The organism is Rahnella perminowiae (assembly GCF_019049695.1).
Taxonomy (GTDB): Bacteria; Pseudomonadota; Gammaproteobacteria; order Enterobacterales; family Enterobacteriaceae; genus Rahnella; species Rahnella perminowiae.
Genome location: NZ_JAFMOT010000184.1, coordinates 100,869 through 122,622, shown reverse-complemented (window position 1 = coordinate 122,622; position 21,754 = coordinate 100,869). Strand labels below are relative to the sequence as shown.

At 52.3% G+C, this 21,754-nt stretch carries 21 protein-coding genes; 7 read left to right on the top strand and 14 right to left on the bottom strand.

Annotated features, from left to right (window positions below; genetic code table 11):
• The gene (locus J1781_RS18765; protein WP_217234002.1) at positions 1-1,347 is read right to left on the bottom strand and encodes an aminotransferase class I/II-fold pyridoxal phosphate-dependent enzyme; all 1,347 of its coding nucleotides are present in this window, start codon (positions 1,345-1,347) and stop codon (positions 1-3) included.
• Between the two features lie 209 nt (positions 1,348-1,556).
• Between J1781_RS18765 and J1781_RS18760 the strand changes: the two genes are divergently transcribed.
• The 6 genes from J1781_RS18760 to tatA all read left to right on the top strand — a co-directional run bounded on the left by J1781_RS18760 (position 1,557) and on the right by tatA (position 6,830).
• Positions 1,557-2,513: a substrate-binding domain-containing protein gene (locus J1781_RS18760; protein WP_129952067.1), complete on the top strand. Its 957-nt coding sequence runs from the start codon at positions 1,557-1,559 to the stop codon at positions 2,511-2,513.
• Between the two features lie 45 nt (positions 2,514-2,558).
• A complete protein-coding gene (locus tag J1781_RS18755; protein ID WP_217234001.1) occupies positions 2,559-3,353 on the top strand; it encodes a deaminated glutathione amidase in 795 nt (264 codons plus the stop codon).
• A gap of 194 nt (positions 3,354-3,547) precedes the next feature.
• Positions 3,548-4,456, top strand: coding sequence for an ABC transporter substrate-binding protein (locus tag J1781_RS18750; protein ID WP_129990592.1), 909 nt, complete (start codon positions 3,548-3,550; stop codon positions 4,454-4,456).
• Positions 4,453-5,436 carry an amino acid ABC transporter permease gene (locus J1781_RS18745; protein ID WP_129952064.1) on the top strand — a complete coding sequence of 328 codons (984 nt, stop codon included), beginning with the start codon at positions 4,453-4,455 and terminating at the stop codon, positions 5,434-5,436. The genes J1781_RS18750 and J1781_RS18745 overlap by 4 nt, the downstream gene beginning before the upstream one ends.
• A complete protein-coding gene (locus J1781_RS18740) occupies positions 5,433-6,230 on the top strand; it encodes an amino acid ABC transporter ATP-binding protein (RefSeq protein WP_129952063.1) in 798 nt (265 codons plus the stop codon). Before J1781_RS18745 ends, J1781_RS18740 begins: the two co-directional genes overlap by 4 nt.
• A gap of 393 nt (positions 6,231-6,623) precedes the next feature.
• Complete coding sequence (tatA, locus tag J1781_RS18735) at positions 6,624-6,830, top strand: Sec-independent protein translocase subunit TatA (RefSeq protein WP_217234000.1); 207 nt, start codon at positions 6,624-6,626, stop codon at positions 6,828-6,830.
• Between the two features lie 98 nt (positions 6,831-6,928).
• On the opposite strand, the gene lipA is transcribed toward tatA, so the two are convergent.
• The 13 genes from lipA to leuS form a co-directional block, all read right to left on the bottom strand.
• Complete coding sequence (gene lipA / locus J1781_RS18730; protein WP_013576503.1) at positions 6,929-7,894, bottom strand: lipoyl synthase; 966 nt, start codon at positions 7,892-7,894, stop codon at positions 6,929-6,931.
• 367 nt (positions 7,895-8,261) lie between these two features.
• Positions 8,262-8,945 carry a lipoyl(octanoyl) transferase LipB gene (gene lipB, locus J1781_RS18725; protein ID WP_129952061.1) on the bottom strand — a complete coding sequence of 228 codons (684 nt, stop codon included), beginning with the start codon at positions 8,943-8,945 and terminating at the stop codon, positions 8,262-8,264.
• 73 nt (positions 8,946-9,018) lie between these two features.
• On the bottom strand, positions 9,019-9,282 hold the full coding sequence (gene ybeD, locus J1781_RS18720; protein ID WP_013576500.1) for a DUF493 family protein YbeD: 264 nt from the start codon (positions 9,280-9,282) through the stop codon (positions 9,019-9,021).
• Positions 9,283-9,407: 125 nt separating this feature from the next.
• Complete coding sequence (gene dacA, locus J1781_RS18715) at positions 9,408-10,616, bottom strand: D-alanyl-D-alanine carboxypeptidase DacA (RefSeq protein ID WP_129952060.1); 1,209 nt, start codon at positions 10,614-10,616, stop codon at positions 9,408-9,410.
• Positions 10,617-10,772: 156 nt separating this feature from the next.
• Positions 10,773-11,915: an endolytic peptidoglycan transglycosylase RlpA gene (gene rlpA, locus J1781_RS18710; protein WP_129952059.1), complete on the bottom strand. Its 1,143-nt coding sequence runs from the start codon at positions 11,913-11,915 to the stop codon at positions 10,773-10,775.
• A gap of 9 nt (positions 11,916-11,924) precedes the next feature.
• Positions 11,925-13,037 (bottom strand): peptidoglycan glycosyltransferase MrdB, encoded by a 1,113-nt coding sequence (gene mrdB / locus J1781_RS18705; protein ID WP_129952058.1) that lies wholly within the window; start codon positions 13,035-13,037, stop codon positions 11,925-11,927.
• Between the two features lie 6 nt (positions 13,038-13,043).
• Positions 13,044-14,948 (bottom strand): peptidoglycan DD-transpeptidase MrdA, encoded by a 1,905-nt coding sequence (gene mrdA, locus J1781_RS18700; RefSeq protein WP_129952057.1) that lies wholly within the window; start codon positions 14,946-14,948, stop codon positions 13,044-13,046.
• A 38-nt stretch (positions 14,949-14,986) separates the two neighbouring features.
• Complete coding sequence (rlmH, locus tag J1781_RS18695) at positions 14,987-15,457, bottom strand: 23S rRNA (pseudouridine(1915)-N(3))-methyltransferase RlmH (RefSeq protein WP_013576495.1); 471 nt, start codon at positions 15,455-15,457, stop codon at positions 14,987-14,989.
• Between the two features lie 3 nt (positions 15,458-15,460).
• Entirely contained in the window at positions 15,461-15,778 is a 318-nt protein-coding gene (gene rsfS, locus J1781_RS18690; RefSeq protein WP_129952056.1) for a ribosome silencing factor, read from the bottom strand.
• A gap of 206 nt (positions 15,779-15,984) precedes the next feature.
• Complete coding sequence (nadD, locus tag J1781_RS18685) at positions 15,985-16,662, bottom strand: nicotinate-nucleotide adenylyltransferase (RefSeq protein WP_217139324.1); 678 nt, start codon at positions 16,660-16,662, stop codon at positions 15,985-15,987.
• Between the two features lie 14 nt (positions 16,663-16,676).
• Complete coding sequence (gene holA / locus J1781_RS18680) at positions 16,677-17,717, bottom strand: DNA polymerase III subunit delta (RefSeq protein WP_217233999.1); 1,041 nt, start codon at positions 17,715-17,717, stop codon at positions 16,677-16,679.
• On the bottom strand, positions 17,714-18,346 hold the full coding sequence (lptE, locus tag J1781_RS18675) for an LPS assembly lipoprotein LptE (RefSeq protein WP_129952053.1): 633 nt from the start codon (positions 18,344-18,346) through the stop codon (positions 17,714-17,716). The genes holA and lptE overlap by 4 nt, the downstream gene beginning before the upstream one ends.
• Positions 18,347-18,360: 14 nt before the next feature.
• Positions 18,361-20,943: a leucine--tRNA ligase gene (gene leuS / locus J1781_RS18670; protein ID WP_217233998.1), complete on the bottom strand. Its 2,583-nt coding sequence runs from the start codon at positions 20,941-20,943 to the stop codon at positions 18,361-18,363.
• Between the two features lie 267 nt (positions 20,944-21,210).
• Between leuS and J1781_RS18665 the strand changes: the two genes are divergently transcribed.
• Complete coding sequence (locus tag J1781_RS18665) at positions 21,211-21,711, top strand: zinc ribbon-containing protein (protein ID WP_015698158.1); 501 nt, start codon at positions 21,211-21,213, stop codon at positions 21,709-21,711.
• The last annotated feature ends 43 nt before the right edge of the window (positions 21,712-21,754 follow it).

Below are 21,754 nucleotides of genomic sequence, written 5' to 3'. Positions count from 1 at the left end.
TCAGGCATCCAGCGCCAGCACGATAGCGTCGGCGATCAAATCAACCTGCTCAGGTTTCACCTGACTGGTGCTGATACGGATAAATTGCCCCGGCCCGATGCGGCTGCGCTCACCGGGCAGAACTGCAATACCGCGCGCGGCCAGGGTCACCAGCGCAAACTGTTCTGATGGCACCGGGATCCACAGCGCCAGCCCGTCTCGGTCGGGGATATTCACGCCGCGCATGCGCAATGCATCGGACATGGCTTTGCGACGTTCCGCATACACTGTTTTAGCATGCGTAATTCCTTGCTGCGTTTTCGGATCGTTAATCAGCCACGCCAGCGCTTCCTGCAAAATACGGCTCGACCAGCCGGCACCAAAATTGCGGAATGATTTGATTTGCCTGATTAAATCATGTGAACCCGAGATAACCGCCAGCCGTAAATCCGGCCCGTAGGCTTTGGAATAAGAACGGACATGCACCGTGCGGTCCGGTAGCTTGCTGCCCATACTCAGCGGCGCATAACGCGACAACTGGCCGATACCGTCATCTTCAATAATCAGCGTGTTACTTTGGCTGAGGATATCGGCCAGCGCAGCATAACGTTCTGCGTTAATTGCGTGGCCGCAATGTGAATGGGTGCGTGGCTGAAAAATAAAAGCGGAAGGATTTTTCAGCAACGCCTGGCTGAGTGACTCCGGTATGGGCCCGAATTCGTCGCACTTCACCGCAATTACCTGTGCGCCCAGATTATCCAGCATATCCAGCAGTCGTGTGGCGGTCGGATCTTCAATCGCGACAACTGACCCCTGCATCAGCAGGGTTTGCAGCGTCAGATTCATCCCATCAAATCCGCCATCCGCCGCCATAAAAGCGGGGGCGTCATAGGGCCAGTCCTGCCGCGCGGCTTTAAGCAGCGACGGCGCAATAGCCTCACGCTGATAGCTGTTCAGATTGCCGGCACCCACACCGTGCTGCATGGCTTCGTGCAGGTCAGGTAACAGTGCCGGATCCGGCGACGACAGGGCCAGATCCGCAATAATATGCTCACCGAAATTACCGATTTTTTCAAAGCGTGCCGGTCTGGGTGACAGCATATCGCCACACACCCAGACGCCGTTGCGTCCGCGTCCGGCGATCACTTTCTGACGTCGTAACTGACCCCAGGCGGCAGAAACCGTGGCCGGACTGACTCCCAGCGCCTGCGCGAGTTCACGCACGGCGGGAAGATGCGAACCAATCTCGATCACACCGGAACGGATCATCGCCGCGGTTTCAAGCGCAATACCCCGCATGGAACGATCCTGTAATTGTGTCGCTAACCATTCTGCATCCACCGTTTTTTCGAGAGCGTTTTCTGCCATTTTTATGCCTTTTGTTCAGTAACAAAGATTCTATTGTACATATTAATTTATGCCATTAGTATCAAACTTAGCCAACGGAGGCGATAAAATAATCACATTGCCGCAAAGATAAGGGCCTTCGTAAAAAATTTGGTGTGTTTCCGGGGAGGTTTGTAAACGCACCGTTGTTTTTCTGCATATCAACCATGCTGACACTTAAGGGGAAAGATGTGACGATTACCATCAGGCTGGCAGTTCGTGACTGGGATTATTTTACGCCACTGGCATTAGGCGATCTTAAACCGGAAGGGTTTAATCTTGAGATAGACCGCGTGGGGACGCTGGTTGATAACCTGGGCAGCAGCGACAAATACGATGCGGGTGAAGTGTCTTTCAGCCGTTATGCACAAGGGCGTGCGCGGGGCGAATCTGATTTGCTGGCGATACCGCATTTCCTGATGCGTGGATTCCGCCAGCGCTGCATCATCACCCGCGAAGACAGCCCGTTGACCGAACTTTCGCAACTGGCCGGTAAACGTATTGGCCTGACCGGCTGGCAGGATTCCGGCAATACCTGGACCCGTACATTGCTGGCACGGGAAGGTGTGGGCATTGAAGATGCGAACTGGTATGTCGGCCGTCTGACCGAAGCGCACCCGATTGTCGACCGTCTGGCCGGTTTTGGCCGCGAAGGACGCATTGAAGCCGTTCCGCAAGAGCGTCCTCTGATGGCGTTATTACAGGAAGGCTGGCTGGATGCGGTATTTACACCGTTTATGCCTGAGGGCTTTTTCAAGCCTGATTCCGGTTTCCGTCAGTTCCAGCCGGATTTCCGTGCCGCTGAACTGGCCTATTTCAACCGCGTCGGGTATATCCCCGGTATCCACCTGCTGGCGGTCAAACCTGCGCTGGCCGAAGAGCATCCGTGGTTGCCGCAGGCACTGAGCGACATCATTGACCGTTCTTATGAAATCTGGATGGATAAGCGCGCAAAATACGCCGATACCACGCCATGGCTGCTGGATGATTTACGCCGCACCGTGGCCGATTTACCTGCGGACTGGAATGCAAACGGTTACGCCGCCAATGAAAAGATGATTGATGATTTTGCGCAGGAATTATATGCGCAGGGGCTGAGTGCTAAGCGCCTGACGCCGCGAGATTTGTTCCCGAACTTTGCTCAGTAACACTTAACCGATCGCTTTGACCCATGAGCGACAGGGGAGTCAAAAATGAAAGTTGCATTAGGTCAGTTTGCCGTTTCCCGAGAATGGGAAGCGAATGTCGAAACTTGTCTTTCGCTGATGGCGAAATCGCTGGAAGCGGGGGTGGATTTGCTGGTGCTGCCGGAAGGCATTCTGGCGCGCGACATCACCGATCCGGATTTGGTTTTAAAAGCGGCACAACCTCTTGATGGTCCGTTTGTCAGCCAGATGCTGGCGGCCAGCAGGGGGAATCAGATGACCACCATGATGAGTGTCCATACGCCCGCGCCGGATGGCCGTGCTTATAATATGCTGATTTCCCTGCGGAATGGCGAAATTATTTCTGAATACAGAAAGCTGCATCTTTATGATGCGTTCTCTTCTCAGGAATCTAAAAACGTCACCGCAGGCGACGAAGTGCCGCCGCTGGTGAATGTCGCCGGGTTTACTGTCGGCCTGATGACCTGCTATGACGTGCGTTTTCCGGAGCTGGCACGTCGCCTGGTGCTTGATGGAGCCGACGTACTGGTGCTGCCCGCCGCATGGGTGAAAGGCCCGCTGAAAGAAATGCATTGGGAAATACTGGTCACGGCACGCGCACTGGAAAATACCACCTATATGGTGGCGGTGGGTGAATGCGGCGAGCGCAATATTGGCAACAGCATGGTCGTCGATCCGCTGGGTGTGGCGATTGCCCGCGCCGCCGAAGCCCCGGCACTGGTATTTGCTGAACTGGATAAAGATCGTCTGGCTCATGCCCGAAAAGTATTACCAGTACTGGCAAACCGCCGTTTTGGTTTACCGCAACTGCGTAACGACTAACGCTGTGTGGCCGGTCCTCAACGGCTGCCTCAGATTTCATGCAGTACCGCGCCCTCACCAGGGAACGCGTTTATTTCTTATATCAGTCACCATAAATAGAAACACCCGGAAAGCTGCCACGGAAGGTAACCACTCTAAAATACACAACATTCATAAACTCACAGACCGACTTTTAACACAGAGGAAATAAAAGAATGATGGCAAAACAACTCCGTCAGGCTGCTGTACTGACTGCTGCATTACTTTCCGTATCTTCGATAAATGCCTTTGCTGCTGAAAATGTGACAATCCCGGCTCAGACGATGGATCCGGCGATCCATGCAAAATTACCTGCGGATATTCAGAAGTCAGGCGTGATGACCTCTGTGAACAATGGCTCATTCCCTCCGTATGAGATTGTGACCGGTGCCAATGGCCTGGATGGTGCGAGTGCGGATCTGGCGCACGCGCTGGCACAAGTGATGGGTGTAAAAATAGAGCATGCTTCCGTGAGCGGTTTATCCGGCATCCTCAGTGGCATGGCCGCAGGGCGCTACCAGATGGGTATCGGCCCGATTGGCGATTATCCTGACCGTCAGGCAAAAAATGATTTCATTGATTTCGTCAAAGAATACGTTGTTTTCGGCGTGCGCAAAGGTAACCCGGAAAACATCAGTTCCCTCGATGATACCTGCGGTAAACGCATTGCCGTGATGGCGGGCGGTTCTGCTGAACAGGTGATCCGTAAGCAGTCTGACGTGTGCGTTAAAGACGGTAAACCGGCGGTGACAGTACAGTCATTTGCCGATCAACCAACGTCGATTCTGGCGGTTCGTTCTAACCGTTCCGACGCATTCTTCTCTTCTCAGGCACCGCTGACCTATTTTGTTGAAAAAGCCAACGGCCAGCTTGAACTGACCGGTACTGGCAAATCAAATGGCTTTGGCGATATCTTCCAGGGGACGGTCGTTGCCAAAGATTCACCGGTTCGTGACGCGATCCTCGCCGGTTATCAGAAACTGTTCGACAACGGCACGTATGCCATCATCATGAAAAAATGGGGCCTGGAAGGCAATATGATCCCGGCACCGGGTATTAACCTGGCCAAGGCGCAGCCTAAATGACTGATAAAACGTATAGTTCAACACCGGCAGTCAGGGACGACTATACGCAGGATCCGCGACGCAACGTTGAGTTTTCCCACGCCCCGCGTCATTACGGCCGCTGGGTGGCCTGGATAGTGGTGCTGCTGATTGCCGCTGACGTGATCTGGGCGGTTTCGCACAACCAGAACTTCGAATGGCATGTGGTGGCGCAATGGTTCACGGAAGGTTCGGTGATCAAAGGCCTGGGCGTCACGCTCGGCCTTACTGTGGTGTCGATGCTGCTCGGAGTGTTCATCGGCCTGATGCTGGCCATTGCCCGTCTGTCTGACAGCATATTGCTCAGGAAATTAGCGGGGCTGTATATCTGGTTCTTCCGCGGTACGCCGCTGCTGGTTCAGTTATTGTTCTGGTACAACATGTCGACATTGTTCCCGCGTGTGGTGTTGGGGATCCCGTTTGGTCCGCAATATCTGAGCTGGAATACGAATGATCTGATCACCCCGCTGACAGCTGCCATTGCCGGTCTGGCGCTGAATGAGGCGGCTTATATGGCAGAAATCATTCGGGCAGGTTTGCTGTCAGTCGATAACGGTCAGGCGGAAACCGCACAGGCATTTGGCATGAGTCGTGGCCGTGCGCTGCGCCGGATCATTATTCCTCAGGCCATGCGGTCGATTATTCCGCCGACCGGTAACCAGCTCATCAGTATGATTAAAGCGACATCGCTGGTCAGCGTTATTGCCATGGGGGATTTGCTGTATTCCGTGCAAACTGTCTACAACCGTACCTTTGAAGTGGTACCTATGCTGATGGTGGCAGTGATTTGGTATCTGTTTATCACGTCATTGCTCAATCTTGGGCAGTCTGCAATTGAACGCTATTATTCCCGCGGCACACGCCGGACATTGCCTAACGTCAAACGTCGTCAAAGCAATGCGGAAGAAAAAACCGCGCCGATCATCAGTACACCGGACATGGTCCGGAAGGAGGATTTATGAGTCAATTACACGCTGACACACAGTCGTCCGGACAAGCATCACTGGTGATCGCCCGTAACGTGCATAAAAGTTATGGTGATAACGAAGTGCTGAAGGGAATCGATCTTGATGTGAAACCCGGCGAAGTGGTGGTGATCCTCGGGCCGTCGGGCTCGGGTAAATCCACCTTTCTGCGCTGTATAAATCATCTGGAAGATATCGATCGCGGTTCCATTATGGTAGGCGGTGAGCAAATAGGTTATGAACTGCGCGGGGACCGTCTGCATAAATTGCCTGAACGGGCAATTGCGCGGCAGCGCCGGGATATCGGCATGGTATTCCAGCAATTCAATCTTTATCCGCACATGACTGTGTTGCAAAATATCATTGAAGCACCGGTGGGTGTGCATAAAGAAAGCCGCCATGAAGCGGAGAAATATGCGCATGAGTTGCTGCAAAAAGTCGGCCTGAGCGATAAAGCCAATGCTTATCCGCGCCATCTTTCCGGCGGTCAGCAACAGCGTGTGGCTATAGCCCGTGCGCTGGCGGTGAAACCTAAACTGATGCTGTTCGATGAACCGACGTCAGCGCTCGACCCTGAACTGGTCGGCGAAGTTCTGGCCACTATGCGGGATCTGGCCATGCAGGGGCTGACGATGATAGTGGTGACGCATGAGATTGGCTTTGCGAAAGAGGCAGCAGACCGCGTAGTGTTTATGGATCGCGGGGTTGTCGTTGAGCAGGGGGCCGCGGAAGATGTCCTGGTCAGTCCGAAACATCAGCGGACACAGGCGTTCCTGAGCCGCTTTATCTGACCGGTAAGACGGGCTGAAGCCGGGAGTGCAGACTGTTATTCTGCAATTTCCACCCGGTTTCGTCCGTTTTACGCAATGCAGTCCGCAATGATGAATACCGCTAAACCGGATGGTATGAAGCGTTTTCCGCATGGATTTTCATCGCAGGTGGTAAGCCGGAGGGATCATCGGGTCGAAAACAAACATGCCGGGGGAGAGGGTTGCCCGGTAAATAAAAACAGAAATACTTTATGAGCGTACTGTTCACGCTCATAATAGCTCACTCTGGTCACTATGCGCACAGTTCTGGATCCGTTCTGTTACATTTTCGGGTTGTATTAACGTCGCGAATGGCCGTTAATAACGGCATATAGCTATTGCTGTTTTCCAGCACTCAGTGTTAAGAAGGTATGTATGGAAGGTCTAAGTATTACTAAATTGTTGGTGGTCGGCGTGCTGATCGTTTTGTTGTTCGGTACCAGCAAACTCCGTTCTCTGGGCGGCGACCTGGGCGCGGCACTGCGTGGCTTCAAGAAAGCCATGAATGATGATCCTGCTCCCGCTTCTGCTGAAAAAACCGCAGAAGAGAAGCCTGGTGAACGTGTTGAGCATAAAGACTGAGTCTTCAGAGCGACAGTTCCCGGCCCTTTAGCCAAACGAAAAAGGTTGTTCTTGCGAACAACCTTTTTGTTTTTGTCAGACAAAGAAGTTACGAGATGTTACTTAACTTCTAATCCTTTCGCTTGCAGATCGGCGTGGTAAGAAGAACGCACGAACGGACCGCATGCTGCATGGGTGAAGCCCATTTCCATCGCCGCTTCTTTCATCTGATCAAACTCTTCAGGGCTGACATAACGCTGCACCGGCAGATGATGACGGCTTGGCTGTAAATACTGGCCGAGTGTCAGCATCGTCACGCCATGACGACGCAGGTCGCGCATCACTTCGATGATTTCTTCGTTCGTTTCGCCCAGGCCGACCATCAGTCCTGATTTAGTGGGTATTTCAGGATGTGCTTCTTTAAAACGTTGCAGCAGCGTCAGTGACCACTCGTAGTTTGCGCCCGGACGAACCTGACGGTAAACACGCGGCACATTTTCCAGATTGTGGTTAAACACATCAGGCGGGCTTGCATTAAGGATTTCCAGCGCACGATCCATACGGCCACGGAAATCCGGCACCAGAGTTTCGATTTTGATGGTTGGGTTTTTCGCGCGGATAGCCGTAATACAATCTGCAAAGTGCTGAGCCCCGCCGTCGCGCAGATCATCACGGTCAACGGAGGTGATGACTACATAACGCAGACCCATATCAGAAATGGTCTGCGCCAGTTTTTCCGGTTCGTTAGTATCCGGAGCTGTCGGGCGACCATGTGCCACATCACAGAACGGGCAGCGACGGGTACAAATGGCACCGAGGATCATGAATGTTGCGGTACCGTGGTTGAAGCACTCGGAAAGGTTAGGGCAGGCCGCTTCTTCACAAACAGAATGCAGGCCATTTTTGCGCAGTGCTGATTTAATGCCCTGAATTTTCGTTGAGTCGGCTGGCAGTTTGATTTTCATCCATGCCGGCTTACGTAACATTTCCTGCCGGTCACTGACCACGGTTTTCACCGGAATTAACGCCATCTTATCTGCATCGCGGTATTTGACACCGCGTTCCATCTGAATCGGTTTACTCATAATCTTGCAGCTTCCAGGTTTGTCACTCGTTACCCGAGTTTTTTCAGGACATTCAATGAACTGGCTGATTCATCAAAAAAAGTAGAAATAATGCGGAAATTATATCATTGAAGCATCTCTTCGTTCAGCCCTTCGTCATGGCCGGAAGTGCTAAATAGTGCAATTTTTTAACTTTAAAGAAGAAGTGGTCTCGATGAAATCACTTTTTATCGCATTTAGTCTTTTGAAAAGACTGATTATTTTAACGATTCACTGCGAGGGCTGAAACGGTGTTAATAGTGTGTAAATATTTTCCCGCGCGCCTGATAAATCCCGGAAACGCGAGGTATGCGGGAAAAGATTAATGCCGGGGGGCAACGGCCAAAAATCACTGCGCTGAAGAGGCATAATGTTCAACCTGCCAGGGCAGGTAATCAACCTGCAGGTAATCAAGACGATGGTTAAAACATTTCACCAGAACAGGCATCACCTGATCGACCGTCAGCCCCGGCTTCTCGAGGCTCGCCTGCGTCATTTCAAGGCCGGCGTAACCACAGGGGTTGATGCGACGGAAAGGCTCGAGATCCATATCAATATTTAATGCCAGACCGTGTAACGAACATCCTTTGCGGATCCGTAATCCCAGCGAACAAATCTTTTTACCCCCGACATATACACCCGGTGCATCCGCGCGCGGGTAAGCTTCAATGGAAAAATGCGCCAGCGTATCGACTACCGTTTGTTCAATCGCCGTCACCAGCTGACGAACACCCAGTTTTTTGCGTTTCAAATCCACCATCACGTACATCACCTGCTGACCGGGACCGTGATACGTCACCTGGCCGCCACGGTCGCTCTGGATAACCGGAATATCACCGGGCATCAGGACATGTTCGGCTTTGCCAGCCTGCCCCTGCGTAAATACACGGGGATGCTGAACCAGCCAGATCTCATCAAGCGAGTCGGCGTTGCGGTGTTCCGTAAAATGGTGCATGGCCAGAGAAACCGGCTCATAGGGCTGAAGGCCAAGCTGGCGCAGTACGATACGTTCTTGCGGATTTTGTGGTTGCACGGCAGTTATCGTCAATCAAGAGGGGGAAAAACGCGCGACAGTGTGGCTCCCGCGCGGATCGGTCAGAAAGGGCTTACAGCACCATGCGGACAATTTCGATATTGCCCAGCTCATCGTACAGGGTTTCGACCTGATCGATGTGAGTCGCAGTTATCGTAATTGAAACGGAGTGGTAATTCCCTTTACTGCTCGGTTTTACCTGAGGATTGTAATCGCCAGGCGCATGGCGTTGCACGACTTCCACAACCTGGTCTACCAGCTCGGGTTGTGCCAGGCCCATTACTTTGTAGGTAAAGGGACAAGGGAATTCGAGCAGTTCGTTCAGTTTGGTTTTCATGTGCACTCCAGCGTGTTGTACAGCGTATTAAGTTTTATCTCTCAAAGTATAACTCCCGCCGTAGCGGGAGTTATAATCTATACCGGTTATATGGGGGTTGTTGCAAATTTTTTCAAGAGGACAACTTAGCCAAACCAGTGGTGGAACATCAGTTTGATGTAATCCACGATGCGGCCGAAGAAGCCGCCTTCTTTTACTTCATTCATGACGACAAGAGGGCGTTCATCAATGGTTTTTCCATCAAGCTGGAAGTTGATTGACCCAACCACCTGATTTTTCTGCAAGGGTGCATGCAGTTCCGGGGTGTTGAGCACATAGCTGGCTTTCAGATCTTTCATGCGACCGCGCGGGATCGTCAGGTAAGCATCTTTTTCAACACCCAGCGCGACGCGATCAGTATCGCCAAACCAGACAGGTTCTGACGCAAACTCTTTACCGGCTTTCAGCGGAGAAACGGTTTCGAAGAAACGGAAGCCCCAGGTCAGGAGCTTTTTACTTTCTACTTCACGGCCTTTATACGTGTGCCCGCCCATCACGGCGGAGATCAGACGCATCTGGCCTTCTGTCGCAGAAGCCACCAGGTTATAACCTGCTGAATCGGTATGACCGGTTTTAATGCCGTCAACATTCAGGCTGTTATCCCACAACAAACCGTTACGGTTCATCTGGCGGATATTGTTGAAGGTGAATTCTTTCTCTTTGTACGTGGCGTACTCTTCCGGCACATCACGGATCAGCGCCTGACCAATCAGCGCCATATCGCGGGCTGAGCTGTACTGACCCGCGGCATCAAGACCATGAACAGTACCGAAGTGGGTATTTTTCAGTCCCAGTGAGCTCACATAGTTGTTCATGATGGCAACGAAAGCATCCTGACTTCCGGCGACATGGTCGGCCATGGCGACACACGCATCATTACCTGACTGCAGAATGATCCCGCGGTTGAGCTCAGAAACCGGTACCCGATCACCCGGTTTGAGGAACATCAGGGAAGAGCCTTTGAAGACCGGATTGCCAGTGGCCCAGGCGTCCGGACCGACGGTAACGATGTCGGTCGGAGAGATTTTGCCGGCTTTGATGGACTGACCGATAACATAACTGGTCATCATTTTTGTCAGGCTGGCAGGATCGCGGCGCGCATCGGCATTCATTTCTGCCAGAACTTTGCCGGAGTTGTAGTCGATCAGGATATAGGCTTCAGCATCAATCTGCGGAACGCCAGGGATCATTGTTTTTAAATTGACATCGTCGGCATAGGCGGACGCTGCACTCAAAGTGATTACGGTGCCCAATGCGAGGCTTTTGACTAAACGTGAAGTATTTACAAGTTTCATGATCGGGACAACAACATCCGTGGGAGTAAGTGATAAACGTGCGCCACTATAGCAGAAGAGTCATAAGTCAGACATCTTCGATTACCGACGCTTACTGACTTTTACTTATACGAAAGGGGACGTATAAGAACGGGGCCGAAGCCCCGCACTGGAGAATTACATACCGGCGGTGACAAAAGATTGCTGCTGAGCTTCGCTGGCCAGGCGCTGTTTCAATTTTTCGGCCTGCTGGCGGGTGCTGAAAGGCCCGAGTTGCACACGATAGGTGCTGCCATTAGCCTGCACCTTGCCTGGTACCGAAAAACGCTGACTGAGGCTTTTTTGCCATAACTGCGCATTTTGCGGGTTACTCAGTGCGCCAACCTGCACCATAAAGCCTGAGGCAGGAATTGCCGTGGTATGCGCGGGTGCCGCAGAAGCAGCAACCACCGGCGCGGCAGTAGCGACAGCCACCGGTGCGGCAACCGGTGCGCTGCCTTCTAAAACACCCTGACGTAATGGTGTCGGTGCACTCAGAAAACCGCCGCCGCTGTTGCCGGACGTGGTGGTGGTGCCGGTGGCAGCAACGGTATTGCCTGCGTTGTCTTCGTCATTGGTCAGCGGTGCGGCATTTGGGTTGCTGAGCGTGCTGTTACTGATTGGACGCACATCTGACGTATCGACCGGCTGAGCGCTCAGCGTAGGCGTGCCCATACTGCTGGCCCCTAAATTCGGACGTGATGGCAGGGCATAAGATTGTTTGGCGACGGTCGTCCCAATCGTACCCGGGCCGGAGAGTGTGCCATCTGGTGCAACGTTGATGAAATCAATACGGACTTTCGTGCTGTTGGTCAGATTCAAACGGTCTGCCGCAGCCTGCGATAAGTCAATGATTTTGCCGGGAACGTAAGGGCCGCGGTCGTTAACACGCACCACAAGCATTCGGCCGGTCGCCATGTTGGTGACGCGCACATAGCTTGGGATCGGCAGTGTCGGGTGCGCTGCGGTCATGGCTGTCGGGTCGAATTCTTCCCCGATCGCCGTGGTATTGCCCCCGTTCTCCTGCCCGTACCAAGCGGCTTGCCCGACCTGCGAGAAGTTAGACGGGTCTTTAATGATCTTATAGGTTTTACCGTTAACGGTATAATCCTGCAGGGTGCCCGGATTATAAGGTTCGTAACGCGGATCTGCCCCGCCGATTTCTACCACCGGGCCATTGTAGGCTTGCTGCGGTGCCGGTTGTTGTTGCTGTGTTTCGTCAGTGGCGCAACCACTTAACAGCAAACCGATAATGACAGCTCCAAGCCACTGCTTACGCATTGCTCACCTCTATAAATTTTTCGACAACATTTTTCGATGAGTATGTATCGACATAACGATACCAAACCCTGCCATTAGCACGATGAGTGCCGACCCGCCATAGCTGACCAGAGGCAAAGGTACCCCAACTACCGGGACAATACCACTGACCATACCAATGTTAACAAACACATAAACGAACAGAATCAGCATCAGTCCGCCGGACATTACACGGCCAAAAGTGGTCTGTGCATGGGCGGCAATCACCAGACCACGCATAATGAGACATAAATACAGCCCGAGCAGCACCAGAACGCCAATCAGCCCAAGTTCTTCGGCGAGTACAGCAAAGATAAAGTCGGTATGTCGCTCGGGCAGGAATTCAAGCTGAGACTGCGTACCGTGTAACCAACCTTTGCCGGAAAGACCGCCAGAGCCGATGGCAATTTTAGACTGAATAATATGATAGCCCGCGCCCAGCGGATCGCTTTCAGGATCAAGCAGCATCATGACGCGGTCGCGCTGATAGTCGTGCATCAGGAAGAACCACAGAATCGGGATAAACGCGGCAACCAGAAGGGCGGCGACGGCAATCAGTTTCCAGCTCATGCCCGAAAGGAACAGTACGAATAATCCGGATGCGGCAATCAAAATTGAGGTGCCCAGATCGGGCTGTGCTGCGACCAGCAGGGTAGGGATAAAGATTAATGCCAGAGCAATTGCGGTATTTTTGAGTGAAGGCGGGCATACGTCGCGGTTGATAAAGCGCGCCACCATCAAAGGCACGGCAATTTTCGCCAGTTCTGATGGCTGGAATTTTATGATCCCCAGATCCAGCCAGCGCTGCGCACCTTTACTGATACTGCCGAAAGCATCAACCAGCACCAACAAAAAGACGCAGAAGATGTAAAGATAAGGTGCCCAGCTTTCATAAACGCGCGGCGGGATTTGCGCCATGACCAGCATAATCACCAGACCCATGAGGATCTGGCCAATTTTACGTTCCATCATGCCCATATCCTGACCGCTGGCGCTCCACATCACGAACGCACTGTAGGTCAGCAGCGCGAGCACGATCAACAGCATCGTCAGGTCGATATGCATTTTCGACCACAATGATCTTTTTTGTTGGTTCTCAGTCATTGACGGTTAATCACCTTCGGTTCCCGGCGGCGCTGGCGCGTCGGCCGGTAATTGTGTCGTGTTGTCGCCCAGTAAAATATGGTCGAGTATCTGGCGTGAAATTGTTCCTACAGCCGGCCCCGCGCCCCCGTTCTCCAGAACCACGGCAACCGCCACGGTCGGTTTGTCATACGGTGCAAAAGAGGTCATCAGCTTGTGGTCACGCAGATGCTCAGCAATTTTATGCGCATTATAGATTTCATTGGCTTTCAAACCGTAAACTTGTGCTGTCCCGGATTTTGCAGCGGCTTTATAAGGCGCGTCAGCAAAATACTTGCGGGCAGTCCCGTTCGGCCGGTTTGCAACGCCATACATACCGTCTTTAGCGATTTCCCAATAGCCGGAATGGATATCGCCAATCTGAGTGGTTTCCTGCTGTTTGTACGGCACCTGCTGGCCGTCAACTTTAGTACTCAGCAGCAAATGCGGCGTTTTGACATTGCCGTCATTAATCAGTGTGGTCATGGCTTTCATGATTTGGACAGGCGTGGCAGTCCAGTAGCCCTGACCAATGCCGACCGGTATGGTATCGCCCTGATACCAGGGTTTTTTGAAGCGTTTAAACTTCCAGTCGCGGTTTGGCATATTCCCGCTACGTTCTTCTGATAAATCGATACCGCTGTACTGGCCGTAACCAAATTTCCCCATCCACTCGGAAAGGCGGTCAATCCCCATATCATAAGCAACCTGATAGAAGAAGGTGTCAGCCGATTCTTCAAGGGCTTTAGTCACATTCAGGCGACCATGTCCCCAGTGTTTCCAGTCGCGGTAACGCTTGTCTGAGCCCGGCAATTGCCACCAGCCCGGATCAAACAGGGACGTATTTTTATTGATAACGCCGGTTGTCAGCGCAGAAACTGAAATATACGGTTTCACAGTAGACGCTGGCGGATAAACGCCCTGAGTCGTCCGGTTGATCAAAGGCTTATTCGGGTCGTTAAGCAGTGTGTTGTAATCTTTGCTGGAGATGCCATCCACAAACAGGTTCGGGTCATAACTCGGGTTAGAGACCAGCGCGCGGATAGCGCCATCACGGGGATCAGTCACCACGACTGCGGCGCGGCTGCCGGTCAGAAGCACTTCAATGTATTGCTGTAACGGTAAGTCGATTGTCAGGTAAATATCTTTGCCCGCCTGCGGCGGTTCTTCGTGAAGCTGGCGGATAACGCGGCCACGGTTGTTCACTTCAACTTCTTCATAGCCGGTTTTACCGTGAAGCGTATCTTCATAATAGCGCTCAATACCGAGCTTACCGATGTCGTGCGTGGCAGCATAGTTGGCCAGAATGCCGTCTTTATCGAGGCGCTCAACGTCACGGTCATTGATTTTCGATACATAGCCGATAACGTGCGTCAGCGCGGAGCCGTAAGGATAATAGCGCCGCTGATAGCCCTTGACCTCAACGCCAGGGAAGTGGAACTGGTTTACCGAGAAACGTGCAACCTGGACTTCAGTCAGTGCCGTTTTCACCGCAATAGACGTAAAGCGTCGCGAACGCTGACGCTCTTTTTTGAAGTTATCGATATCTTCCTGCGTGAGGTCAACTATCGGTTTGAGGCCTTCAAGCGTGGCCTGCAAATCGTCCACTTTTTCCGGCACCAGTTCGAGCTGATAAATTGTGCGGTTCAGCGCCAGTGGCGTGCCGTTGCGGTCATAGATAATCCCGCGGCTGGGCGCGATGGGCACCAGTTTGATACGGTTATCGTTAGAGCGGGTTTGGTAATCCTGGAAACGGACAATTTGCAGATTATAAAGATTAAAAGCTAAAACGCCGCTAAGTAGCAGAATGCCGATAAACGCCACCAGTGCACGGCGCACAAAGAGGGCTGATTCAGCCGTATAGTCGCGAAAAGGGTTACGATCTATTTTCATCCCACTACTTAATTCATGTTGCTGACATTCACCACCCGTTATTCGCGGTGGTATGGATGATTAGTGGTAATACTCCAGGCCCGGTAAAGGCTTTCCGCAACCAGAACCCGAACCAGCGGGTGAGGGAGGGTCAACGGAGAGAGCGACCAGCTCTGTTCCGCTGCAGCTTTACAGGCAGGCGCCAGCCCTTCCGGGCCGCCGATTAACAGGCTGACATTGCGTCCGTCCTGCTTCCAGCGTTCCAGTTGTTGCGCCAGTTGCGGGGTTTCCCATGGTGTGCCTGGAATATCCAGCGTCACGATACGATTCCCTTTACCGACGGCGGCCAGCATCTGTTCACCTTCTTTTTCAAGAATGCGCTTGATGTCTGCGTTCTTCCCACGTTTCCCGGCCGGAACCTCAGTCAGTTCAAACGGCATGTCTTTAGGAAAACGGTGCAGATAATCGTTAAAACCGGTTTGCACCCAGTCAGGCATTTTAGTGCCGACGGCGACAAGTTGCAGCTTCACGCATCAGCCCCAGAGTTTCTCAAGCTCATACAGCTGACGGCTTTCTTCCTGCATAACATGCACAATCACTTCACCCAGATCGACAACTACCCAGTCAGCTTCATTGATACCTTTCACACCCATGGCATCAAGACCGGCGGCTTTAATTTCTTCAACCAGATGCCCTGCGATGGACATGACATGGCGGCTTGACGTGCCGGTGCAGATAATCATGCAGTCAGTAATACTGGATTTACCTTTAACATCAATGGCGATGATGTCTTGTGCTTTCAGGTCATCGACTTTATCGACAACAAAATCTTGGAGCGCTTTACCTTGCAAAGGTTCCCCCTGGGGATGTTTGAAACAATTGACCTCACGAGATGTTCGCCGGTGTAACACCGAAACAATGAAAAATCTCATGAAGGATAAACATAGCGGTTATCTGGAAAACAGCTTAAAACGTTTAACAATCAATACATTGTACTGGTTGATTACGCAGCGTTATCGAGAGCCGAAATTAAGCGGCGCAGTATAGCACGCGTTAGCTACTCGCGGTATAAGCCCTGTGATTCTATGTAGCGCTCAACGGCGGAAGGCAATAAATCTGAGCACTCAAGACCCGCATGGCGGCGCTCACGGATTTCAGTCGCTGAAATATCCAGCAATGGAGTATTGGCCTGATAAATGAATCCGGCCGGTTTTTGCTTAAGTGCATCGGCATTATTCACCCGATGGGTGTCATACCATTTCTGCAGTTCTGGTGTATCAAGTTGTTCCTGATAACCCGGGCGTGCCATGACCACGATATGACAGAAATCCAGTAACGATTCCCACCGGTGCCACTTATGAAGCGTCAGTAACGAATCCTGACCAATGATAAACGCCAGCGGGCATTTATCGCCATGTTCTTTACGTAACGTTGCAAGTGTCTCAATCGTGTACGAGGGCGTATCCACAGCCAGCTCACGGGGATCGACTGAAAACAGCGCGTTATCCGCCACCGCCAGCTTCGCCATTTGCAGGCGTTGCTGCGGGGTTGCCTCGGGTTGCGGCCGGTGCGGGGGGACGTTATTGGGCAGCAGGATCACCTGATCAAACCCGGCCTGCGCTGCCAGTGCCGAAACGGGTTTCAGATGTCCATAATGGATCGGGTCAAATGTGCCGCCGAAAAAAGCCAGAAGCTTTTCAGTGGTTGTAAAAGAATGTGCAGTGCGGTGCGGCATACTGATGTCCTGCTTCAATACAAACCCAACTCATTAAAGCCGGTAGGTAAGGGTTTCCCACAGAGTAGCATAGACAGGCTTTCAAGCTCGGCCCAGACTGACTGACCGTAATCCTGTTTCAGCGTGATTTCTATCTGGGTCAGTAAGCGCACAGCCTGAGCCAGCTGGGCAAGAGACAGACGCTGCAGTGCCTGGGTGACCAGCGGCCGACGGTTTTGCCAGACTTTTTGCTGATCAAACAGGGTCCTGATCGGGATGGTGTCCATTTTACGTTTCAGATTGAGTAACATCAGCAGTTCGCGCTGCACGGTTCGCAGTAAAATAACCGGCTCGCTGTCTTCGTGTTGCAACTGGCGCAAGATATGCCAGGCACGCTTACTTTTTCCGGCCAGCAATGCATCCAGCCAATGATAGGGCGTGAAATGTGCTGCATCGTTAACGGCCTCTTCGACGCGTGGTAACGTGAGTTTGCCATCCGGATAGAGCAGGGAAAGGCGCTCCAGCGACTGCGCAAGTGCCAGCAAATTTCCTTCGTAGCAATAGCACAAAAGCTGATTAGCCGGTTCATCAAGTTCAAGCGAAAGTTCTTTGGCGCGACGGGTTACCCAGCGGGGAAGTTGTGCCTGCTCAGGCGTCTGGCAACTGACGAAAACACCTTTGTCACTTAACGCTTTAAACCAGGCGCTGTTTTCCTGTGCCTTGGTCAGTTTTGTACCGCGAAACAGCAGAAGGATATCGTCGTGGAGCAGGGTAGTCAGTTTGAGTAATTGTTCTGCTATCGGCGCCGTCGGGCCATTTTCGGGCAGAATAAGCATCAGGGTCTGGCGGCTGGCAAACAGGCTCAGTGCCTGACAGATGCTAAAAATGGACTCCCATTCGGTATGGGCATCAAGAAGGTAAGTGTAGTGTTCTTCAAAACCCGCCTGCTGGGCCGCCTGACGGATGCTGTCCTGGCTTTCCTGCAAAAGCAAAGGGTCATTTCCACATAACACATAACAAGCACGCAGCCCCTCACGGAGCTGCGCAGCAAGTTGTTCCGGATAAACTCGGATCATTGTGCGGAAGGTGTGGCCGGTGCCGTAGAAGATGCCGCAGAAGCATCAGACGACGTGGCCGCTGATGAACCGGTAGAAATGACTTCTACCTGACGTCCGCCGACATCGTCTGCTTTGTGCAATTCTGAAGCATGGACGGTCAGCAACTTACGGATCAGTTGCTGTGCAGCCTGCTGGCGCATTTCCTCTGTAATGATGTCCTGCTCGTTATCTTTCGCCAGCGCCGTTAACGGGTTGTCAAAGAAGGAGCGGAACACTTTGACATGGAGAGGATACAAATCCTTACCAGGCATCAGTACCGTTGCATTAATCGTCATTTCCATCTGATATTCAGCGGTTTTACCGTCCTGGAAGATCGATGCGGTAGTCTGACCCACTGACTCAGCACCAATGCGCAGCGACGGGATATTCTTACGCTGTTCTTTGGTCGGATCATCAACAATGGTCACATTGCTCAGACGCAACTGAGTCCTGATATTACGGGCCAACGGGCCATACGGATCTCCGCTGTCCAAAACGATTGTTTTCAGTTCGTCAGGCACATTGGTTTTTCCACGCAAATGGAATCCACAACCTGCTGTAACCAGCACTGCTGCGGTGAGCAGCAGTGTCATTATGGGATGTCGCACAGATCCTCCTTGACTCAACCTACAACCAGGTTAAGCAGTTTGCCCGGGACGTAGATTACTTTGCGAACGGTAACCCCATCCAGATATTTTGCGACCAAATGTTCTTCTGCCGCACGATCGCGCACTTGTTGCTCGGTAGCATCAGCGGCTACGGTGATTTTAGCACGCACTTTACCGTTCACCTGCACCACGACCAGCCTGGAGTCTTCAACCATTGCCTGCTCATCAGCTTGTGGCCATGGTGCGGTATCCACGTCACCTTCGCCTTTCAGCGACTGCCAGAGGCTGAAGCAGACATGCGGGGTGAATGGATAAAGCATACGGACAACCGCCAGCAAGGACTCCTGCAGCAGTGCCCGATCTTGTTCGGTATCCTGCGGTGCACGACCCAGCTTGTTCATCAGTTCCATCACCGCCGCAATAGCGGTGTTAAAGGTCTGACGACGGCCAATATCATCGGTCACTTTAGCGATGGTTTTATGCAAATCACGACGCAGATCTTTCTGTGCTTCATTCAGGGAAGCAATATCCAGAGCGGCAACCGGGCCTTTTTCTGTATGTTCGAAGGCCAGTTTCCAGACACGTTTCAGGAAGCGGTTTGCCCCTTCGACACCGGATTCCTGCCATTCCAGCGTCATTTCTGCCGGAGAGGCGAACATCATAAACAGACGCACGGTATCAGCACCGTATTTATCAACCATCACCTGCGGGTCGATGCCGTTGTTTTTAGACTTGGACATCTTGCTCATGCCGGCGTAAACCAGCTCACGGCCTTGTGAATCGGTCGCTTTGGTGATACGACCTTTTTCGTCACGTTCAACTGTAGTATCGGCAGGAGAGACCCAGATACGTTCGCCGTTACTGCCGGTGTGGTAGAAGGCATCAGCCAGAACCATACCCTGACACAACAGACGTTTGGCCGGTTCATCAGAATCCACCAAACCTGCGTCACGCATCAGTTTATGGAAGAAGCGGAAATACATCAGGTGCATAATGGCGTGTTCGATGCCACCGACATACTGATCCACTGGTAGCCAGTAGTTGGCGGCCGCAGGATCCAGCATCCCTTCGTCGTATTGCGGGCAGGTGTAACGCGCGTAATACCAGGAAGACTCCATAAAGGTATCAAAGGTATCTGTTTCTCGCAGGCCCGGCATGCCGTTCACCGTCGTTTTTGCCCACTCAGGATCCGCTTTAATCGGGCTGGTGATACCGTCCATGACGACATCTTCCGGCAACACAACCGGCAGTTGATCTTCTGGTGTAGGAATAACAGTACCGTCTTCCAGCGTGATCATCGGGATTGGCGCGCCCCAGTAGCGCTGACGGGAAACTCCCCAGTCGCGCAGACGGTAGTTTACTTTGCGCTGACCCACGCCCTGAGCAACCAGTTTGTCGGCAATGGCGTTGAAACCGTCTTCGTGATTCAGACCATCAAATTCGCCTGAATTGAACAGCGTCCCTTTCTCTGTCATCGCTTCTGCGGTGATATCAGGGTGGCTGCCATCAACGTGCAGAATAACCGGTTTGATCTGCAGGTTATATTTGGTGGCGAATTCCCAGTCACGCTGGTCATGGCCAGGAACGGCCATCACCGCGCCAGTGCCATATTCCATGAGAACGAAGTTAGCGACCCAGATTGGCAGCTTTTCACCGGACAGCGGGTGAATGGCAAACAGACCGGTTGCCATGCCTTTCTTTTCCATCGTCGCCATTTCTGCTTCGGCAACTTTGGTGTTACGGCATTCGTCGATAAAATCGTTCAGGGCAGGGTTTTTCTGTGCACCCAACTGGGCCAGCGGATGACCGGCAGCGACGGCAACATAGGTCGCGCCCATAAACGTATCAGGGCGGGTGGTGTAAACCGTGACTTTTTCATCGCTGTCAGCCACGTCAAACGTGATTTCCACGCCTTCCGAACGGCCAATCCAGTTGCGTTGCATGGTTTTCACCTGCTCCGGCCAGCTTTCCAGCGTGTCCAGATCATTGAGCAACTGATCGGCGTAAGCCGTGATTTTGATGAACCACTGAGGAATTTCTTTACGTTCTACTTTGGTATCGCAACGCCAGCAGCAGCCGTCGATAACCTGCTCGTTCGCCAGAACGGTCAGATCATGCGGGCACCAGTTCACTGCGGAGGTCTTCTTATAAACCAGGCCCTTTTCGTAAAGCTTGGTGAAGAACCATTGTTCCCAGCGATAATAATCAGGTTTACAGGTCGCAACTTCACGATCCCAGTCATAGCCGAAGCCCAGCAATTTAAGCTGGTTCTTCATGTATTCGATGTTTTCATACGTCCACGGAGCAGGTGCGGTGTTGTTCTTAACCGCTGCCCCTTCCGCTGGCAGGCCAAACGCATCCCAGCCGATAGGCTGCAGGACGTTTTTACCGAGCATGCGCTGATAACGGGAAATCACGTCACCGATGGTGTAGTTGCGCACATGCCCCATGTGGAGACGGCCTGACGGATAAGGCAACATGGAGAGGCAGTAATATTTCTCCTTACCAGGCTGTTCGGTAACTTTAAAGGTTTGCTTCTCTTGCCAGTGAAGCTGAACGTGTGACTCGATGTCTTCTGGACGGTATTGCTCTTGCATGGCGGCCGGTGGTCCTGTGAGTGAAAACAGCTACGCCTGTAGCTCAAAAAGTTTTAATCAAAAGATCCGCATAGCATAGCTGATAAGCGGTTGGAGCAACAACACCCAGCGAAGGCTAAAGGGAATTTCTGTCCGCTTCTGGCGCATTATTCATAATCTGCGAGTCAGCGCGGGATAATCTGCACCACGGATCAGGCATTTACGACTAAAATAAAGGCAGTGCGCTCCCGCCGTGAAAATGGTTATGACAGTTCAAGGAGAGGAAATATGAGCAATATTACGCAATCTTACCGTCAGTTGGTGGCATCACTGACCGAACGGTTAAAACAGGGAGAACGCGATATCAGCGCGCTGGTGCAGGATGCCCGCGTCAGGCTGCAGGAAGAGGGCAAGCTGACGGAAATCCAGATTGAACAACTGACATCAGCGGTGCGTCGCGATTTGCATGAATTTGCCCGCAGCTATGAAGAAAACCAGCAAGCCGTGGCTGAAGAAGATGATGGCACGGACAGCGTGTTCATGCGGGTCATTAAAGAAAGCTTGTGGAAAGAGCTGGCAGATATGACTGATAAGACCCAGCTGGAATGGAAAGAGGTTTTTAAAGATGTCAGCCACCATGGGATCTATCACAGCGGAGAAGTCGTCGGACTGGGCAACCTGGTCTGTGAAAATTGTCATTTCCACTTAGCGGTGTATACGCCGGAAATTCTGAGTAAATGCCCGAAATGTGGTAACACGGAGTTTACGCGTCGCCCGTTTGAGCCTTAACGGACAAACACCTGCCCCTGATAATGCGGGCAGGTGTTATTTT